The organism is Kitasatospora sp. NPDC057518 (assembly GCF_042802075.1).
In the GTDB taxonomy this organism is placed as follows: Bacteria; Actinomycetota; Actinomycetes; order Streptomycetales; family Streptomycetaceae; genus Kitasatospora.
Genome location: NZ_JBHVEU010000023.1, coordinates 25,789 through 36,907, shown reverse-complemented (window position 1 = coordinate 36,907; position 11,119 = coordinate 25,789). Strand labels below are relative to the sequence as shown.

Here is an 11,119-nt window from a genome sequence, read left to right as displayed (position 1 = left end):
GAGCGACGCCGACGGCCGCCCTCCCCCACGCGGGGACGGGCGGCCGTGGTGTGTCGTGGTGGTCCCGGTCGGGCCGCGGGCGGTGGTGGTGGCTCAGGCCGCCGGTGCCGTCGCCTTGAGGACGCCGAGCAGCCGGGTGACCTCGGCGGCGACGGCCGCGCGGGCCGGCCCGAGGTAGCGGCGGGTGTCGACCAGCCGCGCGTCGTCGGCCAGGGCCCGGCGGACGGCGGTGCTGAACACCCGGTTGAGGTGGGTGGCGATGTTGACCTTCGTCATGCCGGCTTCCACGGCCGCGGTGAGGTCCCCGTCCGCCACACCCGAGGAGCCGTGCAGGACGAGCGGGACCGGCACCGCCCGGCGCAACCGTCCGATGAGCTCGAAGTCCAGCGCCGCGTCGCGGGTGGGCATCGCGTGCGAGGTGCCGACGGCCACCGCGAGCGCGTCCACGCCGGCGGCGGCGACGAACGCCGCGGCCTCGGCCGGATCGGTGCGCACCCCCGGGGCGTGGACGCCGTCCTTGCCGCCGACCTCGCCGAGTTCGGCCTCCACCCAGACGCCCGCGGCGTGGCACCGCCGCACCACCTCGGCGGTGGCCCGCACGTTCTCCCCGTAGGACAGCGCCGAAGCGTCGAACATCACCGAGGTGAAGCCCAACTCCACTGCTTGGCCGACGAGTTCCACGGAGGTGGCGTGGTCCAGGTGGACCGCGACCGGCACCCGCGCGGCCCGGGCGACGGCCAGCGTGGCGGCGCCGATCGGCCCGAGGGCGCCGTGGTAGCGCACGGCGTTCTCGCTGATCTGCAGGATCACCGGCGCACCGGCGGCCTCGGCCCCGGCGACGATCGCCTGGGCGTGCTCCAGCTGGATGACGTTGAAGGCGCCGACACCGCACGCGGCTTCGGCAGCGGCGGCGGCGATCGGGCCGGTTCCGCTCAGGGGCATGGGTCGAACTCCTCGGTGGCGAAGGGGTGGACGTCCACGCGGGACCGCAGGGCGTGGTGGAGGGCGGGGTCGAAGTCGCCGGCCAGCGGTGCGGCGACGGCGGCCGCGGACAGTGCCACGGCCTCGGCCAGCCGGTCGGGCCAGGGCTCACCGCGGACCAGGCCGAGGGTGAGCGCGGCGACCGCGGCGTCGCCCGCGCCGGTGGGGTTGCCGGCCAGCCGCTCGGGCGAGCGGGCGCGCCAACCGCCGTGCGGGGTGACGGCGACCAGGCCGTCGGCGCCGAGCGAGGCGACCACCGCACCGGCGCCCGCGGCCCGCAGCCTGCGGGCGGCGGCCACCGGATCGGTGAGGCCGGTGGCGGCGGTGAGTTCCTCCGCGTTCGGCTTGACCAGGGCCGGTCCGGCCGCCAACGCCGTGCTCAGCGCCGTCCCGTCGGCGTCGAGCACCGCCGGGACGCCGTGCGCGTGCGCGAGCCGGAGCAGGTGGGCGTAGGCGTCCTCGGGCACGCCGCGCGGCAGGCTGCCGGAGAGGACCGCCGCCGCGGCGTGCGGCAGCAGGGTGTCGAGGTGGTCGAGGAACCGCGCCCATTCCCCGACGCCCACCACCGGGCCGGGTTCGAGCAGGATCGTGGTGTCCCCGGCGTCCTCCTCGACCACGGCCACCGTCCGCCGTGACTCGCCCGCGATCGCCAGCATGCGGTCGGCCAGGCCGGCGGACGCCAGTTCGGCGCGGATCGCCCGGCCGGTGAGGCCGCCGGTCAGGCCGGTGGCCACGGTCGGGTGGCCGAGGGCGTGCAGGATCCGGGCGACGTTGACGCCCTTGCCGCCCGCGCGCTGGGCCACCGCCCGGACGCGGTTGCTGCCGTGCGGGCGCATCCGGTCCAGGTGGTGGGTGATGTCCAGGGCGGCGTTCAGGGTGACGGTGAGGATCACGCCGCCGCTCCCTCGCCCAGAAGGTCCCGCGCGAGCAGTCCGGCACCGAAACAGCCCGCCTCGTGGCCGAGTTCGGCGGGCAGGAGCTCCGGCATCGTCTGGAAGGAGAGCCGCGCCGTCAGAGCCGTCCGCAGTGGCGCGAAGTACGGCTCGCCCGCCCGGGCGAGGCCGCCGCCGATCACGATCCGCTCGGGGTCGAGCAGCGTGATCGCGCTCGCCAGGCCGTCGGCGAGCGCGTCGACGGCCTCCCGCCAGACGGTGGCGGCCGTGCGGTCCCCGGTCGCGGCGCGCCTGCCGACCTGCTCGGCGGTGAGGCCCGCCTCCCCGGTGGCGGCGGTGTAGCGACGGGCGACGGCGGCCGCCGAGGCGAGGGTCTCCACGCAGCCGCGACGGCCGCAGGCGCACGGCTCGCCGCCGGGACGCACCACCAGGTGGCCCAGCTCGCCGGCCCGGGTGTGGCTGCCGGTGAGCGGCCGCCCGTCGACCATCAGCGCGGCGGCGATCCCGGTGCCGACGGGTACGAAGAGGAAGTCGCGGCTGCCGCGGCCGGCGCCGGCCCTGGCCTCGGCGATGCCCCCGGCCCGCACGTCGTGCCCGAACGCGACCGGGATGCCCAGGTGTTCGGACAGCAGCTGCCGGACGGGCAGGTCCCGCCAGCCGAGGTTGGCGGCCAGCACCGCGGTGCCGGCCGCCTCGTCGACGATGCCGGGCACGGCGATCCCCGCGGCGGCCGGGCGGAAGCGCCCGGCGAGTTCGGCGGCGCGGTCGAGGACGGTCTGGAGGACGGCCTCCGGCCCGCGTTCGGCGCGGGTGAACCAGCGCTCGGTGTGGCGGAGGCGGCCGTCCGCGGCCACCGCCGCGCCCTTGATGTGGGTTCCGCCGACGTCGAGGGCGATCGCCGTCGCGGTCACGGCCGGGTGAGCACGATGGAGCGGGTGAGATTGCGCGGCTGGTCGGGGTCCAGGCCGCGGCCCTTGGCCAGTTCGACCGCGAGCCGCTGGGCGCGGATCAGGTCGGCCATCGGGTCCAGCGCGCTCACCGACAGCACGGCGCCGGTCGGCTCGACCTGGTCGACCAGCCCGGTCGGCGGCTCGCCGAAGAACCACACCACGCTGCCGCGGCCGGTGACGCTGATCGGGCCGTGCCGGTACTCCATGGCCGGGTAGGACTCGGTCCACGACCCGGAGGCCTCGCGCAGCTTGAGGGCCGCCTCGTGGGCCAGGCCGACCGTCCAGCCGGTCCCGAGGAAGGTGAACTGGCCCGCCTCGGTGGCCCGTTCGGGCAGCGGGGCGGCCAGCGCCCGCTCGGCGTGGGCGGCCAGGTCGGCGGGGGCGAGCCCGAGGCGGCCGCGCAGCAGCGCCAGCGCGGTGGTGGCGAAGCGGGTCTGCACCACCGACTTCTCGTCGGCGAACTCCAGGTCGACCACGGTCCCGGCGGCCGTGCCGATCGGGGTGGCGAGGTCGCCGGTGAGCGCGACGGTCGGCGTCCCGCTGCAGCGCTGCAGCGCGGCGAGCACCTCGGTCGTGGTTCCCGAGCGGGTGATGGCGACGACACGGTCGTAGGCCCGGGCCGCCGGGAACTCGGAGGCCGCGAAGGCGTCGGTCTCACCGAGGCCGGCACCCTCGCGGAGGCCCGCGTACGCCTGCGCGATGTAGAGCGAGGTGCCGCAGCCGATCACGGCCACCCGTTCGCCGTGCTCGGGCAGTCCTGCGGGCTCCAGTTCCAGTGCCCTGCGCCAGCACTCCGGCTGGCTGGCGATCTCCCGTTCGACGTGACTCATCTGGCTCTCCTCGGTGGGGGCACGGGCGGCGCGCTCGGGGACAGGTCCGCACCGAGCACCGCTTTCTGCTGCAAGCATCTGCTTGAAACTGCTCTATTCATAGCCCAACGCGTCATCTGTGAGCAATACTGATCCACCGAGTGCCTTGTGGCACCCGGCCGGCGAGGCAAACTCAGTTCGGCGTATCTGCTCGATGTTGAGCAAACAGTGGTCATGCAGCGCAGCTTCGTGCAGGTCGCACCATCCCCCACCCGGGCCACCGCGGGGTCGGCCCCCACTCGCAAAGGCGGTACCAGAGATGAAGCGGCGCCTTTTCGCCCTGTCCGCGGCCACCCTGGCCGGAACGCTCGCACTGTCCGGATGCGGCAAGGGCTCGGCCTCCGGTTCGACCTCCGCCGACGGGGTGACGACGATCAGGTTCGTCGCCGCCGACTACGGTTCCAACGGCCAGAACCCGAGTCAGGCGTACTGGCAGGGCGTGATCTCGGCCTTCGAGCAGCAGAATCCCGAGATCAAGGTCGACCTCCAGGTCATCAACTGGAACGACATCGACACCCAGGTCAAGACGATGGTGCAGAACGGCAACCAGCCGGACGTCCTGCAGACCGGCGGCTACGCGGACTTCGCCAAGAACGGCCAGCTCTACCCGGCCCAGGAGGTCCTCTCCGGCAGCACCGCGGCGGACTTGCTCCCCGCGATGGCGCAGGCCGGCGAGCAGGACGGCACCCGGTACGGCATCCCGTTCATCTCCAGCGCCCGGATGTTCCTGTTCAACAACGAGCTCTTCAGGAAGGCCGGCCTCGATCCGGCCGCCCCGCCCAGGACGTGGGCCGACCTCACCACCGCCGCCACCGCGCTGAAGAACGCCGGCGTGGAGATCCCGCTCGGCGTGCCGCTGGGCAAGGAGGAGGCGCAGGGCGAGTCGTTCATCTGGATGCTGGAGAACCACGGCGGCTACCAGGACGCCAGGGGCCGGTACAGCATCAACTCGCAGGCCAACGTCGACACCTTCGGGCAGCTCAAGAGCTGGGTGGACGCCGGCCTGACCGAGCAGAGCCCGGCCTCCGTCAACCGCACCGACCTGGCCAAGGACTTCGCCTCCGGCAAGGTCGGCATGCTCAACGGCATCCCCACCCAGCTGAACGACCTCAAGGGCATGGACGTCACCTGGACCGCGATGCCCAGCAAGGACGGCACCGGAAAGGCCACCCTCGGCGTCGCCGACTGGATGATGGCCTTCAGGAAGGGCGGCCACAAGGAACAGATCAAGGCCTTCCTCGACTTCACCTACGGCCGGGACAACGCGGTGAGGTTCGACAAGGAGTACAGCCTGCTGCCGGTCACCCGGTCCGCGCTCACCGCGCTCCAGGCCGACCCGGACGAGCAGGCCCTGGCACCGTTCCTGCGGATCCTGCCCACCGCCACGTTCTACCCCCTCAGCGACCCGACCTGGCCGGCGGTCTCCGCGCAGATCAAGACGCAGATCGGCAGCGCGGTCAGCGACCCGAAGAAGACCCTCGACGCGCTCCAGAAGGCCGCGCAGCAGGCCGGTGAGTGACCCGGACGAGCGAACAAGGAATCCCGACACCGTGTCATCCCCCAGCAGCACAGACGCCCGGCCCGGCGAACCCGCCCGGCCGGCCGCGCCGCCGAGGCGTCCGTCGGCCCCGGGCCCCGCACCCGGGCGCCGTGCCCTGTTCGAACGGCTCGGGCCACTGCCGTGGCTGGCCCCGGCCATCGTGCTCATCCTCGGCGTGGTCGTGTGGCCGGTCGTCGAGATGGTCGCCACCTCACTGCGGAAGATCGACACCACCGGCACCGACCACGGCCCGGCCGGCCTGGTCAAGTACCGCAAGCTCTTCGGAGACCCCCGCCTGGCCGGAGTGCTGACCTGGACCGTCGTCTGGACGGTCGTCGTCGTCGGCCTGACCATGCTGATCTCGCTCGCGCTGGCGCAGTTGTTCAACCGGAACTTCCCCGGCCGTCGAGTCACCCGCTGGGCGCTCGTCGCGCCCTGGGCCGCCTCCGTACTGATGACGGCGATCGGCTTCCGCTGGATGCTCGACCAGGTCGCCGGCGTGTTCAACCGGCTGCTGCTCGACCTCGGCCTGATCGACCGCTCCCAGGCCTGGCTCGGCGACGCCGCCCACGCGAAGCCCTGGCTGGTGCTCGTCGCCGTCTTCGTCTCACTGCCGTTCACCACCTACACCCTGCTGGCCGGCCTGCAGACCATCCCCGAGGAGGTCCACGAGGCCGCCAGGGTCGACGGCGCCACGCCCTGGCAGACCTACCGCAAGGTCACCCTGCCGCTGCTGCGTCCGGCCTTCCTGGTCGGCCTGGTGATCAACCTGATCAACGTCTTCAACTCCTTCCCGGTCATCTGGGGCATGACCCAGGGCGGCCCGAACGCCGACACCGCCACCACCACCGTGTTCATGTACATGCTGCGCGGCTACGACGTCGCCGAGTCCGCCGCCATGTCCGTGGTCAACTTCGTCGTCGTGGTCCTCATGGTGGCCGTCTTCCTCAAGGTCAGCCGCTGGAACGGGGAGGAGGGCCGGTGACCACCCCGCAGTCGCCGCCGGCGAAGCACCGCCCGCGCGCACGGACCGTCCTGCTCACCGCACTGGCCTGGGCGCTCGCCGTGCTCTTCGTGCTCCCGTACGTCGAGATGCTGATCACCGGCGGACGCCCGGCCGGCCAGCTGCGGGACAACTCCTACCTGCCGACGCACTTCGACTTCTCCGCCTTCACCAGGGTCTGGACGGACACCACGCTCAGCCAGAACCTGCGGACCACCCTGCTGGTGGCCGGAGGCTCGACGCTGCTGGTGCTGCTGGTCGCCCTGCCCGCCGCGTACTACACCGCCCGGGTGCGCTTCCGCGGCCGCAAGGCCTTCCTGCTGCTGGTGCTGGTCACCCAGATGTTCCAGCCCACCGCCCTGCAGGTCGGCCTCTACCGGGAGTTCTTCGCACTGGACCTGCTGGACACCCCGATCGTCCTGGTGCTCGCCAACGCCGCCTTCAACCTGGCCTTCGCGATCTGGATCCTGAGCGCCTACATCGGCTCTATACCCAGGGAACTGGAGGAAGCCGCGATGATCGACGGCAACGGTCGCATGGGCGCGCTGTTCCGCGTCACCCTGCCGCTGGCGCTGCCCGGCGTGGTCACCGCCGTGATCTTCACGTTCATCTCGGCCTGGAACGAGTTCATCATGGGCCTGACCCTCACCAACTCGCCCGACCGGCAGCCGCTCACGGTCGGCATCAACAACATGATCGGCGCCTACAGCGTGCAGTGGAACTACGTGTTCGCCGCCTCGCTGGTGGCCATCGTGCCGGTCGTCGTGCTGTTCGCGGTGATCGAGCGCCACGTCGTCTCCGGGCTCACCGCAGGCTCGGTCAAGTAGCCGGCGCGCCGCGCCGCCCCGCCGCGAGGCCGCGTTCCGCGGGGCGGCGCGTCCGCCGGCCCGGTCACCGGTCGGCCGGGACCTCCGATCCGGCGGCGCCGGGCGGGGTCGCGCGCGAGCCGAGGAGCTGGGCGACCGGGTCGGCGCTGCCCGAGGCGCTCAGCTCCTGCACCAGCTCGCAGTTCCTGGCGACCCGGCCGGCGACCCAGTCGCGCAGCCACCCGGACAGCTTGGGGAGCGGCAGGTCGGACGGGGCCAGCCCGGTGAGCACGCACCCGGTCGCCGCCGCCCCGCCGACGTTGACCACCACGTCCGGCAGGACGGTGTGGCCGGCCTCGCGCAGCAGCCGGCGGGCCGGTTCGGTGCAGCTCAGGTTTCCGCCCTCGACCACCAGGCGGGCCCGGACCGCCGGCACCGCCTCCTCGTCGACCGCGGCGGGGGAGGCCGCCAGCACCAGCACGTCGGCGTCGACGTGCAGCCAGGCCTGCCCGGGCCCGTGGACCGTGACCCGGGCGGGCAGCCGGCTCCGGTCGATCGTGCCGTCGCTGCTGGTGAGCGCGGTGAGTTCGGCGACGGGCAGTCCGCGCTGGTCCTCGACGGTGCCCAGGACGTCGGCCACCGCCACCACCAGGTGGCCGTGGGCGGCCAGGTGGTCGGCCACCGCGCGCCCGACGTTGCCGAAGCCCTGGATCGCGACGCGCTGCGGGGTCCGCGCACCGGAGGCGCGCAGGGCGCCGAGCACCGCGACGGCCACGCCGAACCCGGTGATGTCGGCCATGTGGTCCCACAGTTCGGCCCAGCCGACGGTGAGGCGGGTGGTGCCGGGGCGGCGGGTGACGTCGTACCCGGCGGCCTCGAAGGCCTGCCGCCGGTCGGCGTAGGTGGTGCCCTGGTCGCAGCCCAGGTACACCCCGCCGTGCAGCAGCGGGGCCGCGGCGCGGCCGAACTCCCGCATCACCGCCCGCCGTTCGACGACGGCGCCCGGATCGGGGGCGATGCCGGCCTTGGCGCCGCCGATGGGCAGGCCGACCAGCGCCAGCTTGTGGGTCATCGCCCGGGCGAGCCCGGCCAGCTCCTGCTCGGTCACCGTCGGGGTCATCCTGGTTCCGCCCATGGCCAGGCCGTCGACCATGGAGTCGACGACGACCCAGCCCCGGGCCCGGCACTCCGGGAGGTTCAGGGTGGTGGAGAGCACGGGCCCGGTCGCGGGGCGCGCACCGTGCGGCGCGAGCGTCCGGCTCACTGCGCACCACCCTCCTCCGGGACGGACCGCAGGCGCAGGCTGCGGGGGCGCATGTCGGTCCAGACGCGTTCGATGTGCGCGAGGCAGTCGTCCTTCGCGCCCCGTACGCCGTCCTCGTGCCAGCCCGCCGGGGTCTCGCGGTCGGCGGACCAGATCGAGTACTGCTCCTCGTCGTTGACGACGACCTTCCACTGCTCGGGTGCTTCGCTGGTCATGCCGTTACCTCCGGATGTCGATGGTTGGGGGTGGAGCCGGTTCGTGGCGAGGGTCGACGCGGGTGCCACGGTGGGCGTCGAGGCCGTCCAGCCAGCCAGGCAGGCTGGGGGCGCGCAGGAGGCCCGTCCCGATGAGCACACCGGCGAAGCCCTCCTGGAGCAGGCGGGCCGCGTCCTCGGGGGAGCGGACGGCCCCGGCGCTCACCGGGCACCGGGTGCCGCTGCCCAGCACCGCGGGCAGGAGCGCCGAGCTCCGCCCGAGGTCGCCGGCGCCGCGTTCGCGGTCGCCGATGTCCTTGTTGTTCACCGCGATCACGCACTCCTCGGCGCGTGGCACACGGCTGATCTCCTCCTCGGTGACGACCTCGACGAACGGCGTCAGGCCCAGGCTCAGGCCGAGTTCGACCAGGTGGCCCAGGGTGGCGCGCGGCAGCAGCGCGGCGGTGAGCAGGACCGCGGCCGCGCCGCTCTCGCGGGCCTGGTGCAGTTGGCTCCGGCGGGTGATGAAGTCCTTCTGCAGTACGGGCAGGTCCGTCGCCGCCACGACCTCGCGCAGCAGTTCCGGGGTGCCGCCGAACCACCGCCCGGTCACCACGGACAGGCAGGGGGCGCCGACCTCCTGGTAGTCGGCGACCAGCCGGGCGGCCGACCTGTCGCCGAACAGGTCGGTTCCGGTGGCGTCCTGGCGCTTGAGCTCCATGATCACCGGTCGGCGGGCGTCCAGCAGCGCCTCGATGAACGCGGCCGTCATCCGGGCCTCCCGGCCGCCCCTGCGTCGTCCGGCACCCGCCAGCCGCGCCGTACGGCCGTGACCCGCTCGGTGCTCAGCCGTCCGTCGGGGTCCCTGGCCGCGGTGTCCACGTCGATGCCCAGGAACAGGGGGTGGTCCAGCACCGCCCGGTAGGCCTCCCGGTTGTCGGCCGAGAGACCTCCGGCCAGCAGGAAGGGGCGCGAGAGGCGGTCCGCGATCCCGAGGACGGCCGCGCAGTCGGCCGGTTGCCCGGTGCTGCCGATCCGGCCGTCCCCGGCCACCGCGTCCAGCAGGAAGAGGTCCGTTCCCGCCCGTTCGTACGCCGCGATCAGGGACCGCTCCGCGCGGGTGTCCGCACCGAGGTGCAGCACCTTGACCACGATGAGGTCCGTGCTGCCCTTCAGGGCGCGGACCAGTCCCGGCGGCTGGTAGCCGTGGAGTTGGACCCACGGCACCCGGGCCGCGGCCGTCGCCGCGCGCAGCGCCTCGGCGTCGTTGAGGAAGGTCACGAGGACCGGGCGCAGTCGTGCCGTCCGGTGTACGGCGTCGGCGAGCACGGTCAGTTGACTGAGCGTCAGGTTCGCGTGACCTCGCGGGACGCCGTGCCACAGGCCGACGAGGTCGGCTCCGGCCCGGTCGAGCGAGGCCACGTCCTCGGCCGAGGCGGCTCCGCAGATCTTGAGCAGCATCGGGCGTCACAGCCCCAGCATGGCGGCGACGCGGTTGCGCTGGATCTCCGACGTGCCCGAGTAGATCGGGCCGGCGACCGCGTCGCGCAGGTCCTTCTCCAGCCCGTACTCGGCCAGGTACCCGCTGCCGCCGAAGATCTGCACGGCGGCCAGGGCGGAGGAGAGGTTGCTCTCGCTGGCGAGGAGCTTGCTGACGGCGATGTCCCTCGTGACGTTCTCGCCCCGGGTCAGCCGGACGGCCGTGTCGTAGAGCCACTTCCGCGCGGTGTCCAGGCCGATGCTCATCTCCACGAGCTTGTGGGAGATCGACTGGTACGAGCCGATCGGACTGCCGAACTGGACGCGTTCCTTGGCGTACTCGACGCAGCGGTCGAGCCGGTGGCGCATCTGCCCGGTGCTGATGACGAAGGAGCAGAGGATCTCCCACTTCATCACGTGGTCCAGGACCAGGAACCCGGAGCCGACCCGGCCGATCACGGCGGACGCGGGGATCCGGCAGTCGTCGAAGTGCAGTTCGCTCAGCGGCGCGGTCCGCAGCCCCATGGTGGCGACGGGCGGCCCGATGACGAGGCCCGGGGTGTCCCGCTCCACGACGAAGGCGGTGATGCTGAGCGGGCCGCTGCTCGGATGGGTGCGCGCGTACACCACGAACACGTCGGCCACCGGGCCGTTGGTGATGAAGGACTTGCCGCCCCGCAGGACGAAGTCGTCGCCCTCGCGGGTGGCCGTGGTCCTCATCGCCAGCGCGTCGGAGCCGCTCTCGGTCTCGCTGATCGCGTGCGCGCCGATCGTCTCTCCCGAGCAGATCCCCGGCAGGTGGCGCGCCTTGAGCTCCGGGGAGCCGAACCGTTGCAGCGGGACCCCGACGCCGACCAGGTGGGTGGCGACCGAGAAGTTCAGTCCGCCGTCACGGCACCCGGTGCCGAGCCGTTCGAGCACGTGCATGGTGGTGAGCAGGTCCTGGCCAAGCCCTCCCCACTGCTCGTCGAACGGCAGGCCGAGGATCCCGGACCTCTGGATCAGCTTCCACTTGTCCCACGGGAAGGCGCCTTCGGCGTCCCCTTCGAGATGGCCGGAGCTGAGCTCCTCGCACCACTGGGCGATCCCCTCGCCCAGGGCGAGCTGGTCGGCGTTCCACCTGATCATCTGTCCGTCCCT

12 protein-coding genes are annotated in these 11,119 nt (G+C 73.2%); 3 read left to right on the top strand and 9 right to left on the bottom strand.

The window, feature by feature from the left end:
* Positions 1 to 93: 93 nt before the first annotated feature.
* The 4 genes from ACFU7Z_RS04380 to ACFU7Z_RS04365 are packed head-to-tail and all read right to left on the bottom strand — an operon-like array spanning position 94 to position 3,654.
* On the bottom strand, positions 94 to 942 hold the full coding sequence (locus tag ACFU7Z_RS04380) for a ketose-bisphosphate aldolase (protein WP_380741045.1): 849 nt from the start codon (positions 940 to 942) through the stop codon (positions 94 to 96).
* Entirely contained in the window at positions 933 to 1,874 is a 942-nt protein-coding gene (locus tag ACFU7Z_RS04375) for a 1-phosphofructokinase family hexose kinase (RefSeq protein WP_380775902.1), read from the bottom strand. The genes ACFU7Z_RS04380 and ACFU7Z_RS04375 overlap by 10 nt, the downstream gene beginning before the upstream one ends.
* Positions 1,871 to 2,785 carry an ROK family protein gene (locus tag ACFU7Z_RS04370; RefSeq protein WP_380775899.1) on the bottom strand — a complete coding sequence of 305 codons (915 nt, stop codon included), beginning with the start codon at positions 2,783 to 2,785 and terminating at the stop codon, positions 1,871 to 1,873. The genes ACFU7Z_RS04375 and ACFU7Z_RS04370 overlap by 4 nt, the downstream gene beginning before the upstream one ends.
* Positions 2,782 to 3,654: an SIS domain-containing protein gene (locus ACFU7Z_RS04365; RefSeq protein ID WP_380775897.1), complete on the bottom strand. Its 873-nt coding sequence runs from the start codon at positions 3,652 to 3,654 to the stop codon at positions 2,782 to 2,784. The genes ACFU7Z_RS04370 and ACFU7Z_RS04365 overlap by 4 nt, the downstream gene beginning before the upstream one ends.
* Before the next feature lie 298 nt (positions 3,655 to 3,952).
* Between ACFU7Z_RS04365 and ACFU7Z_RS04360 the strand changes: the two genes are divergently transcribed.
* Genes ACFU7Z_RS04360 through ACFU7Z_RS04350 form a run of 3 tightly spaced genes read left to right on the top strand, consistent with a single transcriptional unit; the run spans position 3,953 to position 7,063 of the window.
* Positions 3,953 to 5,212, top strand: coding sequence for an extracellular solute-binding protein (locus ACFU7Z_RS04360; protein ID WP_380775894.1), 1,260 nt, complete (start codon positions 3,953 to 3,955; stop codon positions 5,210 to 5,212).
* Between the two features lie 31 nt (positions 5,213 to 5,243).
* Positions 5,244 to 6,218 (top strand): carbohydrate ABC transporter permease, encoded by a 975-nt coding sequence (locus tag ACFU7Z_RS04355; RefSeq protein WP_380775891.1) that lies wholly within the window; start codon positions 5,244 to 5,246, stop codon positions 6,216 to 6,218.
* Positions 6,215 to 7,063: a carbohydrate ABC transporter permease gene (locus ACFU7Z_RS04350; RefSeq protein ID WP_380775888.1), complete on the top strand. Its 849-nt coding sequence runs from the start codon at positions 6,215 to 6,217 to the stop codon at positions 7,061 to 7,063. Before ACFU7Z_RS04355 ends, ACFU7Z_RS04350 begins: the two co-directional genes overlap by 4 nt.
* A 64-nt stretch (positions 7,064 to 7,127) precedes the next feature.
* On the opposite strand, the gene ACFU7Z_RS04345 is transcribed toward ACFU7Z_RS04350, so the two are convergent.
* The 5 genes from ACFU7Z_RS04345 to ACFU7Z_RS04325 are packed head-to-tail and all read right to left on the bottom strand — an operon-like array spanning position 7,128 to position 11,107.
* Positions 7,128 to 8,306, bottom strand: a complete 1,179-nt coding sequence (locus ACFU7Z_RS04345; protein ID WP_380775885.1) for a Glu/Leu/Phe/Val dehydrogenase dimerization domain-containing protein — start codon at positions 8,304 to 8,306, stop codon at positions 7,128 to 7,130.
* Positions 8,303 to 8,521 carry an MbtH family NRPS accessory protein gene (locus tag ACFU7Z_RS04340; protein WP_049650321.1) on the bottom strand — a complete coding sequence of 73 codons (219 nt, stop codon included), beginning with the start codon at positions 8,519 to 8,521 and terminating at the stop codon, positions 8,303 to 8,305. The genes ACFU7Z_RS04345 and ACFU7Z_RS04340 overlap by 4 nt, the downstream gene beginning before the upstream one ends.
* 4 nt (positions 8,522 to 8,525) lie before the next feature.
* Positions 8,526 to 9,272 carry an indole-3-glycerol-phosphate synthase gene (locus ACFU7Z_RS04335; RefSeq protein WP_380775883.1) on the bottom strand — a complete coding sequence of 249 codons (747 nt, stop codon included), beginning with the start codon at positions 9,270 to 9,272 and terminating at the stop codon, positions 8,526 to 8,528.
* On the bottom strand, positions 9,269 to 9,961 hold the full coding sequence (locus ACFU7Z_RS04330) for an N-(5'-phosphoribosyl)anthranilate isomerase (protein WP_380775880.1): 693 nt from the start codon (positions 9,959 to 9,961) through the stop codon (positions 9,269 to 9,271). The genes ACFU7Z_RS04335 and ACFU7Z_RS04330 overlap by 4 nt, the downstream gene beginning before the upstream one ends.
* A gap of 6 nt (positions 9,962 to 9,967) precedes the next feature.
* Positions 9,968 to 11,107: an acyl-CoA dehydrogenase family protein gene (locus ACFU7Z_RS04325; RefSeq protein WP_117486234.1), complete on the bottom strand. Its 1,140-nt coding sequence runs from the start codon at positions 11,105 to 11,107 to the stop codon at positions 9,968 to 9,970.
* Between the last annotated feature and the right edge of the window lie 12 nt (positions 11,108 to 11,119).